We start from the raw sequence: 15,755 nt of genomic DNA on the forward strand, positions 1-15,755 counted from the left end.
CGGTGACGGATCGCTCCCGTCACCGGTCCGGGGCGAAGTCCCCTCCGACGTCGGCGGTCCGGCCCGAACTGGTCGCCACCGCGGAGTAGCGGTCGCCACCGGCGTCCCGCCCGCCTTCGGCGTGGTCGTACTGTCCCGCGAAGACATGTTCGCCCGCCGGCACCACCACACCGTCCTTCAGCGTCCACCGGAAGACCAGGTCACCGTCCTCCACCCGCGCCGAGACGACGAAGTCCTCGACGGGCAGCGACCGCCAGGAGCCGGTGTCCCGCACCCCGCCGGTCTGCGCGACGCGCAGTTCCACCGTCAGCGAGTTGAGCGGCCGTTCCGCCCTGATCGTGACATTGCTCTGCGCCCAGTAGTCGTTGCTGTTCGGGTCGAGCGAGCCGTCCGACCACAGATACCCGTCCTCGGCGACCGGTGTCCCGGCGCCGGGGGTACCGGACGGGCCGTCCGGCGTGGGCGTGGCGGAGGGGCCGTTCGTACGCTCCGAGTCGGGCGTGTCCGTCGGCCGGGGGATACGGCTCGGCGTGGGCTCCGCCGGGCGGCCGGAGTCCGAAGGGCCCGGCGCCGGGGCGGCGGACGGGCTCGCCGGTCCCGGGGTGGTCGCCACGGTTCCCGACGTGTCGGTACCGCCCGTGACGGCGCCGTAGGCGAAGACGCCCACGCCCAGGGTGGCGACCCCCGCGGCCGTCACCGCGACCACCCGCAGCCACGGCGCCGGGCGGGGAACCCGCTGACGGCCGGGGTCCTGCTCCGGACCCGCCATGCCCCGCTCGATCCGCGCCAGCATCCGCTCACGGTCCGGACGGTGTGCCTGCGCCGCCTCTCCCAGCCGCCTGTGCAGGTCGTCCATCAGCTCCTCCCCTCCGCGCGTTCCGAAGCAACCGTCGCACGTACGCCTTCCGTTGTGGTGCCGGGCCCCAGCAGCCGCTCCAATTCGGCCATCCCGCGCGACGACTGGCTCTTCACGGTGCCCACGGATATGCCCAGAGTGAGAGCGGTGTCGCGTTCGGAGATGTCCAGGGCGTAACGCAGCACCACGCAGGCGCGCTTACGGAACGGCAACCGCCGTAACGCCGCCCGGACATCGAGCACGGCCGGCACGTCCGGGTCGTCGAAGCGCTCACCGCGCTGCGAGAAGAACAGCGAGACGCGGCGCCGCTCCCGCACCGCGCTGCGGATCTGGGAGCGTGCCAGATTCGCGACCACTCCACGGGCGTACGCGACCGGGTGGTCGGCTGCCCGGACCCGGTCCCAGCGGTGCCACAGCGCGAGCAGGGCGTCCGAGGCCAGGTCGTCGGCCGTGTCGGCGTCGCCCGTCAACAGGTAGGCCAGCCGCGACAGTTCCGCGTAGTACCGCTCGAAGAACTCATGGAACTCGGCGGCGATGGCGTCGTCGACGACCCTGCCCACGAAGCCACTCCCTGTCTGCCGTCCACTCCCCCGCCGACCGTCCCACCACCACCATCAGCGAGGTGCGTGAGCGTAACAACAGAAAAGACAGAAAGAGGAAGCCACCCTCCAGGACCGGCCAGCATCCACCGCAACACACACTGGTTCGACACAACAGGAACAGTCGGCTCCGCACCGGCCGGTGCAGGGCGTCCTGACTGTCCTTCCGCCGTGTTCCGGCCCTGGGGTGCACCCGGACGAGAAAGATCAAGATGGCTGAAACGGCCGCCTCCGGAGCGGGGGGCTCCTATCGGTTCAGGTAGGCGAGGCCGGGGTGCACGCTCGTGTAGCCGTCCACCAGGCGGCGGGCGACGGCCACGGAGTCCACCAGGGGGTGCAGTGCGAAGGCCTTCGCCGCGGTGGCGCGCGAGCCGCTCTCGGCGGCCGCGAGGACCTCGCGCTCGACGGCCTTGACGGCGCACACCAGGGCGGTGGCGTGGTCCGGCAGGGGCGCCGCGGACAGCGGGCGGGCTCCGTTCGCGTCCACGAGGCAGGGCACCTCGATGACGGCCTCCTCGTCCAGGACCCGCAGCGTGGTGCGGTTGCGGACGTTGAGGATGAGCGTGGCGCGTTCGTCGCGGGCGATGGCGCGCATCAGGAAGAGGGCGACCTTCTCGTAGCCGCCGGACTCCAGGTCACTGGCGTCGCGCTCGCCGACGCCCGCCGCCTCGCGGTTCTCCGCCATGTAGGTGGCTTCACGTTCGGCGCGGGTACGGTCCCAGGTTGTCAGGGCGGGCGCGTCCGGGCGCTCCATCTCCTCGTAGAAACGGGCCTGTTGGTCGCGCAGGAAGGCGCCGCGGGTCTGTTCCGCCTCCTGGTAGGCGCGGACGGCTTCCCTGTTGAAGTAGTAGTAGTGCAGGTACTCGTTGGGGATCGCGCCGAGGGACTGGAGCCACTCGGGGCCGAACAGCCTGCCCTCCTCGAAGGAGCCGAGGGCCTCGGTGTCGGCGAGCAGGCGCGGGAGTTCGTCGCGTCCCGCGACGTACAGGCCGCGCAGCCAGCCGAGGTGGTTGAGGCCGACGTAGTCGATCCGTGCCTCGTCCGGGTCGGCTCCCAGGAGGCGCGCGACGCGCCGGCCCATCCCCACGGGCGAGTCGCAGATCCCGATGACGCGGTCGCCGAGGTGGCGGGACATCGCCTCGGTGACCAGGCCCGCAGGGTTGGTGAAGTTGATGACCCAGGCGTCGGGGGCGAGCCGGGCGACGCGTCGCGCGATGTCGACGGCGACGGGGACCGTGCGCAGTCCGTACGCGATACCGCCCGCGCCGACCGTCTCCTGGCCCAGGACCCCCAGGTCCAGCGCGACGCGCTCGTCGGCCGCGCGGCCTTCGAGGCCGCCGACGCGGATCGCGGAGAAGACGAAGTCGGCGCCGCGCAGCGCCTCGTCAAGGTCGGTGGTGACGGAGAGCAGCGGTGCGTCGGGGACGGACGCGGCCTGTTCGGCCAGGACGCGGGCGACGGCCGTGAGCCTGGCGGTGTCCAGGTCGTGGAGGGTGACGTGGGTGACGCGGCCCTCCGCATGGTCGCCGAGCAGCGCTCCGTACACCAGCGGCACCCGGAATCCGCCACCACCGAGAATTGTCAGCCTCACTCCGCAACCACCTTCGCGTTCACGCCACAACCACCTTCCGGCGGAGCCTACGCGGGTGGCCGTGCCGGAGGGGCAGGGGCCGCGGGCGACCGCCGTCCTCCCCGTACGGGCGATGGCCGGGGCAGGAGGCCGGCAGCACCGTGGCGGCTGCTCCCCTGCCCCGTCACGCGACAGGTCACTCCCCGGGTGCTCAGGCGTGGAAGGAGTGTTCCGTCGTCGACCGGTACGTCTCCCCCGGGCGCAGCACCGTGGACGGGAACGACGGCCGGTTCGGGGAGTCCGGGAAGTGCTGGGTCTCCAGGCACAGGCCGTCGCCCTGCCGGTAGATCCGGCCCGAGGTGCCGGCCAGCGTGCCGACGAGGAAGTTGCCCGAGTAGAACTGCACTCCGGGTTCGGTCGTCGCGATCCTCAGGGTGCGCCCCGAGCCGGGGTCGCTCAGTGTCGCGGCGTGCCGGGGTGCGGCCGTGACTCCCTTGTCGAGCACCCAGTTGTGATCGAAGCCCTGGGCGCGCAGCAGTTGCGGGTGGCCGGTTCGGATGTCGCGGCCGACGGGTTTGCCGGACCGGAAGTCGAAGGGGGTCCGGGCCACCGCGGCCAGTTCCCCGGTCGGGATCAGGGTGGTGTCGACGGGGGTGTAGCGGGACGCGTCGAGGGTCAGCTCGTGGCCGTACACATCGCCGCTGCCCTCCCCCGCGAGGTTGAAGTAGGTGTGATTGGTGAGGTTGACGACCGTTGCCCTGTCCGTCGTGGCCGCGTAGTCGATGCGCCAGGTCCCCCGGGGTGTGAGGGTGTACGTCACCGTCACCCGCAGGGTGCCGGGATAGCCCATCTCGCCGTCCGCGCTGATGTAGCGCAGGACGATGCCCACACCCGTGGAGCCGGTGAAGGGCTCCACGTCCCAGACTCTCCTGTCGAATCCCTTCGTTCCGCCGTGCAGGCTGTTCGCCCCGTCGTTCAGGGGGAGTTGGTAGGTGCGGCCGTCGAGCGTGAAGCGGCCCCCGGCGATCCTGTTGCCGTACCGGCCGATCAGCGCGCCGAAGAAGGTGGTGGCCTTGAGGTAGTCGTCGATGTTGTCGAAACCCAGGGAGACATTGGCGTACCGGCCATGGCGGTCCGGTATCTCCAGCGACTGGACGACGCCTCCGTAGCTCAGCACTCTCAGACGGGTGCCGCCGTTCTCCAGGGTCCAGCGGTACACCTTGGTGCCGTCGGGGAGCTTGCCGAACGATTCGCGCGTCGGTGTCCTGCCGCTGCCGGACGCGGCTCGGGCCGTCCCCGCCGCGGCGGCGCTCAGGCCCACGGCGGCGGCTCCCGCCAGCACCGCGCGTCTGGTGGCCGGACTCGTACGCGGGGCGTCGGAGGAATCAGTGTGCATGAGCGCGGCTCCTGTCGGATGGTGTGGTGAACTTCCGGTCCCCGCAAGGTGGCTTCCGGTCCCCGCGAGGTGAACTACCGGTCCCCGCACGTGACATGACCGATTCCCTCATCGGGTCCTGAGCCGCATGAAGGTGATCGAATTCGGCGGGAAGGTGTGGGTGAAGGTGGCGCCGACGCCCGTCACGGTCGACGTCACGGGTTGGATCGGCCGGTCGTCGGCGGTGTTCACCGCGTCCGGGGCGCCGCTGAGGGTCGTCAGCCGCGCGGTCGGTGCGACGTTCGCGGACCGGCCCAGGTCGATCCGGGTGCGGGCCGCCGCGTCCTGCGCGTTGACCACCTTGACGATCAGGTCGTTCTTGTCGCGGGTGACGACCTGACGGAAGGGTTCGGCGATCTTGTCGTCGGTGAAGCCTCCCCACTTCGTACCGTCGACATAGAGAGTGACCTGGCGGCCCCGGACCTCGACGCGCAGGTCGTAGGCGCGGCCGGTCTCGATCTTCGTGCCGTCGGAGATCATGGTCTGCTTGGCGCCGCCGACCGACTTCTCGACGGCGGACTGTGTGTTGTTCCAGCCGCCCAGGTTCCACCAGTAGAAGTTGCCGGTGTCCTTGACACCGAAGGCGACCAGGAACCCTTCCTTGCCGGACCGTTTGGTGGCCTTCACTCGCAGGTCGTAGTCCTGCCAGGCCGGATCGCCCGCGGTGACCAGGGTGTTCTCGGCCGCGGCGTCGGACTGGACGTACTGGCCGTCCTGAATGGTCCAGGTGCCGGTGCCCGCCGCCTTCGTCCACCGGCTGTCACCGGCCGAGAAGTCCTCGGTGAGCAGCGGTGTTCCGTCGGCTCCGGTGACCCGCACATCGTCGTAGGCGGCGCTCGTCGCCCAGGTGGAGAGGCCGATCGCGCCCGTGATCGGGGCCGAGGGGGCCGGGGCGGCGGTCGCGCTGCTGGGGACGACACGGTCGCCGGCGTTCGTCATGAACAGCTTCTGCGTCTCGTAGTTCGCCGAGCCCCAGGAGCGTGTGTTGTCGAACCAGATCATGTCGGGCCGCCACTGCACCGAGCCGGTGTGGGCCAGGAGCGGGGCGTACGAGGCGAGCTTCACCACGTCGGCGTTGCGTTCCAGGCCGGTCATGAACGCAGCCTCGGCGAGTGCGTTGCGGAACCGGTTGTCCTGCGAGGCGTACTCGCCGAGGAACACCTTCGGCCCCGAGCGGTCGTAGGAGTCGTAGCGCCCGTTGTTCTCCAGGAACCACTGGGGGCTGTTGTAGTAGTGCTCGTCCACCATCGCCACGTCGGCGTCGCGGTTGAGCTGCCAGGCCCGGTCGAAGGTCGGACCGCTGTCGTCGGGGCCGGAGTTGGAGATCACGGTGATGTCCGGGTGGGCGGCCTCGATCGCCTTCCTGAACTGGGTGAACCGCTCGAAGAACGCGTCGGGGAGGTTCTCCTCGTTGCCCACCTCCACATGGGTGAGGCCGAACGGCCGGGGGTGGCCCATCTCCGCGCGCTTCCTGCCCCAGGCCGAGGTGGCGGGTCCGTTGGCGAACTCGATGAGATCGAGGGTGTCCTGGATGTGGCGCTTCAGCAGGGCGGGGTCGTCGGTCGCCTTGTTCTGTCCGCATCCGGTGACCAGGGCGGGAACGACGGGCAGGGCCATCGCGCCGATGTCCTCGGCGTACTGGAAGTACTCGTAGTAGCCCAGGCCGTAACTCTGGTTGTAGCCCCAGAAGTTCGCGTTGGTCGCGCGCTGCTCGACCGGGCCCACCGTGTCTTTCCACTGGTAGGAACGCTTGCGCTGCCATCCGGAGGCTTCGTCGTACCCCTCGTGGCTGCCGGTGTTGACGAGGCAGCCGCCGGGGAAGCGGAGAAAACCGGGCCGCAGGGCGGCGATCTTCTCGGCGAGGTCCTTGCGCAGGCCGTTCGCGCGTCCCTTGTACGTGTCCCTGGGGAAGAGGGAGACCATGTCGAGCCGGACGGTACCGGTGCCGCCCGCGGTGACGGCGAGGCGTCCCGCGGACTCGGTGGCCGTGGCGGTGAGTGTGCCGGTGTACTTGGTCCACCGGTCACCGCGTGCGGTGACGCGCGCCGGACTCGCGAGCGCGGTGCCGTCGGCGGAGCGCAGGGCGACCGTGAGCGGCGTCCCGGCCGCCCGGTCGGTGCGCGCCCAGACCGAGAAGTCGTAGCGTTCGCCCCGCGTCACGGCGATGCCGGTGCTGTAGCCGGAGTTGACGACGCCGGTCCCGGCGTCCGTCCCGTCGAGGTCCAGGCGCAGGTAGGTGCGGTTGCGCTCGCCCAGCCGCCCGGCGTCGCCGACGGCCGCGGCCGTGCCCGTCCCGGTGGGTGTCCACGCGGTCATCGGCGTGTAGGAGGCGTTGTCGGCGGTGCTGTACTCGAACGACCGGTTCTGTACGAGTTCGGCGTACAGGCCACCGTCCGCGGCGCGGTTGATGTCCTCGTAGAAGACGCCGTACATCGTGTCGTCGATCGCCGGGCCGGTGCGGCTCGTGTCGACGGTGAGGCCGTAGTCGGTGGTGGGAACCCGGTCGGTGGCGGAGGCGCGACCGGTGATGCCTTCCGTGGCGTTCGCGGGCGCCTGAAGCGCGTTGGCCGTCACCAGGAGCGCCACGGCCATGAGCGCCGGTCTCCAGCGTGTGCGTGGCATGAGTGTCTGCGGCTCCTCGTTCGAAATACCGGACGACGGTCAGAACTTCGAACGGCAACATAAGGAGAGGCGGCACAGGCGTCAATGGGTCGCGCAGCACGACATGGCCCGGACGGCGGCCGGGCCGCGTCCGGCGGGCGGCCGGGCCTGTCGCAGGTGCGCCGGTTGTCTCAGATGTCCAGCAGATCCTGGGCGCGCACCGGAAGGCCGGTCACAAAGGACTGGTTCGCGGCCAGGCCCGTGACCAGGGACCGGGCGCCGTCGCTCGCGTCCGCCGCGCGTCCCAGGGCGTCCGTCGCGCCCGCTTCCCGCCGGCCGAAGAGGTCCTCCAGCATGCGCACGTCCCCGCCGCCGTGTCCGCCCTCGCCGGTCTCGACGTTCACCTCGCGCGGCTCTTCCCAGAACCGGCGCAGCAGCAGCTCCGTGCGGCCCGCCTCGTCGCCCGCGGCCGCGCCGTGCATCACCGCGCTCGCGCCGTCCGTACGGATCCGGGGCCGGGCCCATGTCGACTCCTCGACCAGCAACTCCAGTCGGCCCTCACTGCCGTTGAAGGAGATCCGGTACCCCTCCCAGGGCGCGTACGCGGTGAGGTGGTAGGTGAGCGTGGCGCCGGAGGCGTACCGCACCAGTACGGCCATGTCGTCCTCGATCGTCACCCCGGGGCCGAACACGTTCTGGTCGCGGTGGTAGCCGTCCTCGGCCTCAGCGTCCAGGTAGAGCGCGCTGAGCACCGGGGAGTCCGCCAGGTGTACGGCGAACGGGTCGTCGGCCGCCGCCGGGGAGCCGTGCGCGCGGGCGTAGTCGCGGGCGAGGCCGCGGCGCCGGCCCGCCTCGTCGCCGTAGAAGAAGCGCCCGCCCTGCGCGAACACCGTCTCCGGCTCCGAGTCCAGCCACCAGTTGACCAGGTCGAAGTGGTGGGTGGCCTTGTGCACCATCAGCCCGCCGGAGTTGGCCTTGTCGCGGTGCCAGCGGCGGAAGTAGTCGGCGCCGTGCCGCAGGTCGAGCAGCCACTCGAAATGCACCGAGCCGACCTCGCCGATCCGGCCGGCCGCGAGGGTCTCGCGTACGGCGGCGTGCACCGGGTTGTAGCGGTAGTTGAAGGCCACGCGCACCTGGCGTCCGGTACGTCGCCGGGCGTCCAGGATGCGGCGGGCGCGCTCGGCGTCCGTGGTCATCGGCTTCTCGGTCACCACGTCGCAGCCCGCTTCCAGCGCCCGCACGATGTAGTGATCATGGGTGCGGTCCACGGTGCACACGACGACGAGGTCGACGCGTTCGCGGCGCAGCATCTCCTCGAACTCCCCGGCGCCGTAGGCCGGTACGGCCGGCCGGCCGGTGCCGGAGGCCGCGATCCATTCGTTGTGGACGGCCATGCGGTGGGCGTTGACATCGCAGAGGCCGACCAGCTCGATCCGGTCCGCGTACGGTCCGGTCAGGGCTTCGGTGAAGAGCTGGGCGCGGGCGCCCAGGCCCACCACGGCGCAGCGGCGGCGTGCGGTGTCGTCGGGTGACATGCGGTCTCCGTTCGGCGAGGTGGTGTGTACCGTTGCGTGGCATCGCGCGGTGTTGTGTTCGGTGTTCTCCTTCACGCCGGGGGCGGATGACGGCGGCAACGGTTGCACGCGGCCCGGCGAACGGCAAGAGACGCGACGTGCCCAAGAGGCCACCCCCGGCCTCTGCGCGCGGCCTCCAACTTTCAGCTGGTGATTCGGTACACGGCATTGACGGAAGTCCGCCGACGCGCGTAACTTCCGGGCCAGTTCGAGACAGAGTGGGAACGTTTGCAGACGTGCCTCCGCTCTCCCAGACCCGTCGAGCGAAGGACCGCGATGTCCGCCACCCGCTGTCCCACGGCGGCCCCGTCCGGGCCCCGGGCACCCCGGCGCCCGGCGCGGAGTCCGGCCTCAGCTCTCGATCGCGGCGGTCGATCCCCGTACCACCAGGTGCGTGGGCAGGATCCGCTGCAAGGGCTCCGCCCCCTCGACGGCGGGCGTCCCCAGGGTGCGGAACAGCAGATCGACGGCGGCCCGTGCGCCGTGCGCCTTGGGTACGTGGACGGTGGTGAGCGGCGGGGCGGCCATCCCCGCCAGGGCGATGTCGTCGCAGCCGACCACGCTCATCTCGTCCGGCACCCGGACCCCGCGCGCGGTGAACCGGCTGATCAGACCGAACGCGACGATGTCGTTGAAGGCCACCACCGCGCTCGCCCCGCTGGCGAGGACGACATCCGCCGCGCCGGTGATCCCGCCGTCGAAATGGGGGGCCACGCTGCCGACATGGACGATCTCGACCTTGCCGGACTCGGCCATGGCCTCGATCCCGGCCGCCCGCTCCCCCGCCGCCCAGGTACTGCGCGGGCCGCCCACATAGGCGATCCTGCGGTGGCCCAGCGCGTGCAGATGGGTCAGCGCGTCGCTCATCCCCTCCAGCAGGTCGGCCGTCACACTCGCGAAGCCGGGCTCCTTGCGATGCAGCAGCACGATGGGCTTGTCGGTCAGTTCGTGCAGGGACCGCAGCTCCTCGCCGCTGAGGTGCGGCGAGCACAGCAGGATGCCGTCCACCTGCGGGGCGAGGGTGCGGATCGCGTCCAGTTCCAGGCCCTCGTCGCGCTCGGCGTCGCTCACGAACACCGCGTGGCCGAGGCCCCGCGCGCGGGCCTGCACACCTTTGCAGATGTCCGCGAAGAAGGGGTTCAGCAAATCCGGGACGATCAGTCCCAGGTGGCCGCTGCGTCCGGTGATCAGGCCGCGCGCGGCGGGGTTCGGCTGGTAGCCGAGCCGGTCCGCGGTGGCCCGTACACGTTCACGCGTCACCGGACTCACCGTTCCGCCGGGCGCCAGCGCCCGGGACACCGTGGAGGGGGAGACCCCCGCCGCCTTCGCTACCTCTCGAATCGTCACCTGCACGCCCCGAGGTTGGCACCCCGGTCCACCGGCGTCAATGAAGATCGCTCCCTGTTCGAGGAGCACCGTATGCGCCGCCGGCGGTTCCGGCACCGCGCGCCCGCTTCCCGGCGGGGACCAACAACGCGACACATCTGTCAACTCACATAGACACGACGGGAGTTCAGAATGCCCGCAGACAGGACAACGAGGTCCTGTGCGCTCCTCGCCACCCTCGCGCTCAGTGCGCTGCTGACCGCATGCGGCGGTTCCGGCGGTACGAGCGTCGACGGCAAGGCCACGCTGCGCTACACCTGGTGGGGAAATCCCGACCGGGCGGCCCGTACCGAGAAGGCCGTCGCGCTGTTCGAGAAGGAGCACCCGGGGATCGACGTACAGACGTCGTTCGCCGGTTACGACGCGTACAAGCAGAAGCTCGCCACTCAGGCGGCCGGCGGCGACGCGCCCGATGTGATGCAACTCGACTACCGGCAGATCGACCAGTACGCGTCCGGCGGGGTCCTGCTCGACCTCGGCGGGCAGTCGAAGTCGCTGCGCACGGACGAGATCGACGCCGGGCTGCTCGCCACCGGAAGGCTGAGCGGTACGCAGTACGCGATCCCGATGGCCCGGGGCACCGAGACCGTGGTGTACGACGCCGAGGAGTGGAAGTCCTCCGGGGTCGCGCTCCCGCGCGAAGGCTGGACCTGGGACGAATGGGCCGATTCCATGCGCGAGCTGAAGCGGAAGACCGGGAAGGCCGGCTCCGTCGACCCCGGTCAGAGCGAGGACGCCTTCGAGGTGTGGCTGCGCGGCCAGGGCAAGTCCCTCTATCTCAAGAGCGGCGGGCTCGGTTTCACGGCCGGTGACCTGGCCCGCTGGTGGACCTTCGCCGATGGGCTGCGGCGCGAGGGCGTGGTCTCCGCAGCCGAGCAGACGACACAGCTCGACGGCTCGGTGGAGAACACCCCGCTCGGGCGGGCCAAGGCCGTCTCGGACCTCAACTGGGACGCCCCGTCCAGCGGTTTTCTCGCGCTCGTCGGGGACAGCGTGACGCTGGCGCCGATGCCGTCCGGGAAGGACGGTACGCCGGGGCAGTACTTCAAGCCGTCGATGTTCGTCGGCGCGGCGGCCACCACGGCGCATCCCGAGGCGTCGGCCCTGCTCATCGACTTCCTGATCAACGATCCGGAGGCGGCGAAGATCCTCGGCGCGAGCCGTGGCATCCCGGTCAACGAGTCGATCCGCGAGGACGTGGTCCCCGGTCTCGAGGACTTCGACAAGACCATCGCCGACTACCAGGCCTCCCTGGAGAAGAGCCTCAAGTCCCCTCCCCAGGCGCCTCCTTCGGGCGACAACGCCTTGCAGACCACCTTCAGCCGCGACTACGACCAGGTGTCGTTCGAGCGGATGTCGCCGCGTGAGGCGGCCGAGAACTACGTCACCGAGGCGAAGGCGGAGCTGAGGTAGATGACCACCACCGACATACCCGTGACCAGCCCCCGCACCGGGCGGCCGGCACCCCCGAAGAAGCCCGGCAGGCGCCGGCGCGAGGGCGCGGCGTGGGTGTTCCTCTCCCCCTGGGTGCTCGGCGCGACGGTGCTGACCCTGCTGCCGATGGCCGTGTCGCTGTATCTGTCGTTCACCGACTACGACATGTTCAACGCCCCGAGATGGGTGGGGCTGCGCAACTACGCGCAGATGTTCACCGAGGACCCCCGCTACTGGCGGTCGGTGGGCGCGACACTGACGTATGTCGTCATCGCCGTGCCTCTCCAGCTGGCGCTCGCGCTGGCCGTCGCGCTCGCGCTGAAGTCGATGCGGCGCGGCAGGGGTTTCTACCGGTCCGCGTTCTACGCGCCCTCACTGCTCGGCGCGTCCATGTCCATCGCCCTGGTCTGGCGGGCGATCTTCAACGACGGCGGTACGGTCGACAAGCTGCTGGGCACCGGCGGCTGGGTCACCCGGCCCGGCTGGGCACTGGTCGCGGTGGCCCTGCTGACGGTGTGGCAGTTCGGCGCCCCCATGGTGATCTTCCTGGCCGGTCTCCAGCAGATTCCCGCCGAGCTGTACGAGGCCGCGGCGGTGGACGGGGCCGGCCGGCGGCGGCAGTTCCTCTCCATCACCCTGCCGATGCTGTCCCCCGTCCTCTTCTTCAACCTGGTGCTCCAGACCATCCAGTCCTTCCAGGTCTTCACGCCGGCCTTCGCGGTCAGCGCGGGCAAGGGCGGGCCCGCCGACTCCACCCTCTTCTACACGCTCTACCTCTACGACCGGGGCTTCGTCGCGTCCCACATGGGCTACGCGTCCGCCATGGCCTGGGTGTTGCTGCTCGTCATCGGCGCCGTCACCGCGGTGCTGTTCCGTACCTCCCGCTCCTGGGTCTTCTACGCCGGCGAGGAGGCACGATGACCACCACCCTGCCCACCACGAACCCCACCGCTGCCGTGAACGGTGCCACGCGCGGGGGCTTCGACCGACGCCGGATCGCTCTGCACGCCGGCGCTCTGGCCGCGCTGCTGGTGATGCTCTATCCGCTCGGCTGGCTGCTGGCGACCTCGCTCAAGCCCGCCGACGAGGTGCTCGCCAGCCTGAATCTGCTGCCCAGCCATCTGGAGTGGTCGAACTACACGACCGCTCTGGACGGTGTGAACGACGTGTCGATCGGGCGGCTGCTCGGCAACTCGCTGCTGATCGCGGGCGGTGCGGTCCTCGGCAACGTACTGAGCTGCTCGCTGGCGGCCTACGCCTTCGCGCGGCTGCGCTTCCGCTTCCGGGGGCCGCTGTTCGGCTTCATGATCGCGACCATCATGCTGCCGCACCACGCCGTGCTGATCCCGCAGTACATCATCTTCAACCAGCTCGGCATGGTGAACACCTACTGGCCGCTGATCCTGCCGAAGTTCCTGGCCACCGAGGCCTTCTTCGTGTTCCTCATCGTGCAGTTCATGCGTGGCCTGCCGCGTGAGCTGGAGGAGGCGGCCCGGATCGACGGCTGCGGTCCCTTCCGCAGTTTCCTGCTCATCATCCTGCCGCTCATCCGGCCGGCGCTGATCACCACCGCGATCTTCACCTTCATCTGGACCTGGAACGACTTCTTCACCCAGCTGATCTACCTCTTCTCTCCGGAGAAGTTCACCCTGACACTGGCGCTGCGCTCGTTCGTGGACGCCTCCAGCCAGTCGGCGTTCGGCCCGATGTTCGCGATGTCGGTGATCGCGCTGCTGCCGATCGTGCTGTTCTTCCTCGCCTTCCAGCGGTTCCTGGTCGAGGGCATGGCCAACTCCGGGATCAAGGGATGAGCGCGGCACGGGCCCGCGAGGCGGGCGAGATGTTCGGACCGCGGATGACCCTGTTCGCGGATGTGCTGAGTGTCGGGGTGGTGACGGCGGTGTCCTGTCTGCCGCTGGTCACCGTCCCGGCGGCGCTCTCCACCGCCTGCGCGGTGCTGCGCGGGGCGGGAGAGGGCCGGCCTGCCACCGCCGTACGGTATTTCGCCCTGCTGCGGCGGCGGCTGCGCCCCGGCGACCTCGCCGCGGGGCTCGTCGCTCTGGCCGGTGTGCTCCTGCTCATGGCGGACGCGGCGCTCGCCGGGGCCGGACTGCCCGGGGCACGGGTCTTCGCGGTGGCCGCCGCGGTGATCGGCGCGTACGCCCTGGCCGTGGGGGCGCGCTCGTGCGGGCGCCCTGAATCGCTCACCGACTGGCGTCAGGCGCTTCGGCACGCGGCCCGGGACACCACGCGGGACCCGGGCGGCAGCGGGCTGGTGCTGCTCGCCCTCGCCGCGGCCGTGCTGTGCGCCTGGACGATGGTGCCGCTGGCCTTTGTGGCGCCGGGTCCGCTGGCGCTCGCGCTCACGGCCGTCGACGTACGCCACCGCGTGTCCGCGGCGCGTGCCGCCCCCGGCGCGCCCGACCAGAGCCGTACCTACGACAAGCACCGGGAGATCGTGTGATAGCCCGCAGAACCTTCCTCGCCGGCACCGCCGGCACGGCCTCGGTCGCCGCGACCACGGCCCGGGGCACCGCCGAGGCCGCCGACGGCTCCGGCGCGCAGCAACAGGTGGACGACGACTTCGTCGCGTTCCTCACCACGGCAGCCGACGCACGGGTGGCGGCCGTCCTCGACGGTGTGACCGGCAACCTCACCGAGCTGCGCGACCAGTGCAAGGCCCGCGCCGCCGCCCGCTCGGTGCGCGCCCTCGTCTCCGTCTACGTACACGGCGGATCGGCCCATCACCACCGGCGATCCCTCCTCGCGCCCCTCGGCCGGCTCGCGGACGCGCTGGCGGAGGAGCAGTACGACGACGGCCTGTGGGACCAGGGCGCGGTCCACTCACCACCGGACACCGCCTTCTCCGTCGTCGACCTGAACATGGCCCACAGCCTGCTCACCGAGGACGCCCACCCGCCCACCGAGAGGCTGCGGGCCACGATCGCGCGCATCCTCCGCAAGGCGGGCCCCGGACTGGCGACCGGTGGTGTGCACACCGCGAACCACCGCTGGCTGGTGTGCGCGGCGCTCGCCCGTATCCACCGCCGATGGCCCGATCCGTCATACGCGCGACGCATCGACGCCTGGCTCGCCGAGGGCATCGACCAGCTGGCGGGCGGCGAGTACAGCGAGCGCAGCCCCACCTACTCGGGGGTCGTGACCAACCCGGCGCTGCTGACGATCGCCCGCCACTACGGCCGCGCGGACCTCTACACGAACGTACGGGACAACCTCACCGGATCCCTCTACGTCACCGAACCCAACGGCGAGCTGGAGAGCGTCCATTCGCGCCGCCAGGACCAGACCGCACTGCGCTACATGCCGGAATTCCTGATGCAGTACCGGGAGTTGGCGATCCGCTACGGTGACGGGCGATTCGCCGCGGTGGCCGCGCTGCTGCGCGAGCGCGGGGCCGGGCAGACGTTCGGCGAGACGCCGCTGGGCGACCGGCTCGCCGAGGTGCTCGACCGTCCCGAACTGGCCCGCCCGCTGCCCGGCATCACCTCCTTCCCCACCGATTTCGAGCACCACGACGCCAGTTGCCGGCTGGTGCGCGTCCGGCGCGGCGAGCGCACCGCGACCATCTTCGGCGGTACGGACCTCCCCGAGCTGCACGCCATCTCCTCGGGGCTGTCCACCAATCCGACGTTCTTCAAGATGCGCAAGGGCGCGGCGATCCTGGACTCGCTGCGGCTGTCCCCGCAGTTCTTCTCCCTCGGTCACTTCCGCTCCCAGTCCCTGGAGCGCGACGGTGACGGCTGGCGGCTGCGCGCCGATGTGCGCGCCGCGTTCCACCAGCCGCTGCCGCGCCGCCACCGCAGGCGCGACGGCCTGTATCCGCTCACGAACGACGGGCGTTTCTGGTCGTCGATGGACTTCCCGCACCGCCCGAAGGAGTACCGCCGGCTCCGTACGGAGATCCTGCTGCGGGAGACGGCGGACGGCGGCTGGGACCTGTCCTTCGAGGTGTCGGAGTCCGAGGTGCCGCTGGCCCTGGAGCTGTGCTTCCGCCGTGGCGGCAGGCTGACGGGGGACGGCCTGGAGTCCGTCGCCGGCGCCGCGGACACGTACCAGCTGGTCAGCGGCGAAGCCATCTACGCCGTCGGCGACGACCGGATCGTCTTCGGCCCCGGCAACGGCAAGGGCGGCCGACAGCCCCCGGTCGTCGACCCCGGCGAGCGCTACACCTGGCTCGGCGGCTCGCTCACCCCGGACGGCATCCGCGTACTCATCACGGGACGCTCGCCGTTGACGTACCGGCTGAGCCTGCACTGACGGGGCGTCAGGTCAGGGCGCT

12 protein-coding genes are annotated in these 15,755 nt (G+C 70.9%); 5 read left to right on the plus strand and 7 right to left on the minus strand.

What is annotated here, in order from left to right; translation table 11 throughout:
* Window positions 1-19: 19 nt before the first annotated feature.
* From ACIOJD_RS31100 to ACIOJD_RS31130, 7 genes are all read right to left on the minus strand, one after another.
* Complete coding sequence (locus ACIOJD_RS31100) at window positions 20-856, minus strand: hypothetical protein (RefSeq protein WP_401919473.1); 837 nt, start codon at window positions 854-856, stop codon at window positions 20-22.
* The gene (locus ACIOJD_RS31105; protein ID WP_401919475.1) at window positions 856-1,416 is read right to left on the minus strand and encodes a SigE family RNA polymerase sigma factor; all 561 of its coding nucleotides are present in this window, start codon (window positions 1,414-1,416) and stop codon (window positions 856-858) included. The genes ACIOJD_RS31100 and ACIOJD_RS31105 overlap by 1 nt, the downstream gene beginning before the upstream one ends.
* A gap of 286 nt (window positions 1,417-1,702) precedes the next feature.
* Window positions 1,703-3,046, minus strand: coding sequence for a 6-phospho-beta-glucosidase (locus ACIOJD_RS31110; protein ID WP_401919476.1), 1,344 nt, complete (start codon window positions 3,044-3,046; stop codon window positions 1,703-1,705).
* A 190-nt stretch (window positions 3,047-3,236) separates the two neighbouring features.
* Window positions 3,237-4,421, minus strand: a complete 1,185-nt coding sequence (locus ACIOJD_RS31115) for an aldose epimerase family protein (protein ID WP_401919477.1) — start codon at window positions 4,419-4,421, stop codon at window positions 3,237-3,239.
* Window positions 4,422-4,529: 108 nt separating this feature from the next.
* A complete protein-coding gene (locus ACIOJD_RS31120) occupies window positions 4,530-7,082 on the minus strand; it encodes an alpha-L-arabinofuranosidase C-terminal domain-containing protein (RefSeq protein ID WP_401919479.1) in 2,553 nt (850 codons plus the stop codon).
* 170 nt (window positions 7,083-7,252) lie between these two features.
* On the minus strand, window positions 7,253-8,596 hold the full coding sequence (locus ACIOJD_RS31125; RefSeq protein ID WP_401919481.1) for a Gfo/Idh/MocA family protein: 1,344 nt from the start codon (window positions 8,594-8,596) through the stop codon (window positions 7,253-7,255).
* 390 nt (window positions 8,597-8,986) lie between these two features.
* Window positions 8,987-9,988 (minus strand): LacI family DNA-binding transcriptional regulator, encoded by a 1,002-nt coding sequence (locus tag ACIOJD_RS31130; RefSeq protein WP_401919483.1) that lies wholly within the window; start codon window positions 9,986-9,988, stop codon window positions 8,987-8,989.
* A gap of 165 nt (window positions 9,989-10,153) precedes the next feature.
* Here ACIOJD_RS31130 and ACIOJD_RS31135 point away from each other — a divergent pair, with 165 nt between their 5' ends.
* From ACIOJD_RS31135 to ACIOJD_RS31155, 5 genes are all read left to right on the plus strand, one after another.
* Complete coding sequence (locus tag ACIOJD_RS31135; RefSeq protein ID WP_401919484.1) at window positions 10,154-11,434, plus strand: ABC transporter substrate-binding protein; 1,281 nt, start codon at window positions 10,154-10,156, stop codon at window positions 11,432-11,434.
* A complete protein-coding gene (locus tag ACIOJD_RS31140; protein ID WP_401919486.1) occupies window positions 11,435-12,376 on the plus strand; it encodes a carbohydrate ABC transporter permease in 942 nt (313 codons plus the stop codon). It abuts the gene before it with no gap.
* Between the two features lie 113 nt (window positions 12,377-12,489).
* Entirely contained in the window at window positions 12,490-13,266 is a 777-nt protein-coding gene (locus ACIOJD_RS31145) for a carbohydrate ABC transporter permease (protein ID WP_401919740.1), read from the plus strand.
* Window positions 13,263-13,919: a hypothetical protein gene (locus ACIOJD_RS31150; protein WP_401919487.1), complete on the plus strand. Its 657-nt coding sequence runs from the start codon at window positions 13,263-13,265 to the stop codon at window positions 13,917-13,919. Before ACIOJD_RS31145 ends, ACIOJD_RS31150 begins: the two co-directional genes overlap by 4 nt.
* A complete protein-coding gene (locus ACIOJD_RS31155) occupies window positions 13,916-15,733 on the plus strand; it encodes a hypothetical protein (protein ID WP_401919488.1) in 1,818 nt (605 codons plus the stop codon). The genes ACIOJD_RS31150 and ACIOJD_RS31155 overlap by 4 nt, the downstream gene beginning before the upstream one ends.
* The last annotated feature ends 22 nt before the right edge of the window (window positions 15,734-15,755 follow it).

The organism is Streptomyces sp. NPDC088116 (assembly GCF_044741745.1).
Taxonomy (GTDB): domain Bacteria; phylum Actinomycetota; class Actinomycetes; order Streptomycetales; family Streptomycetaceae; genus Streptomyces.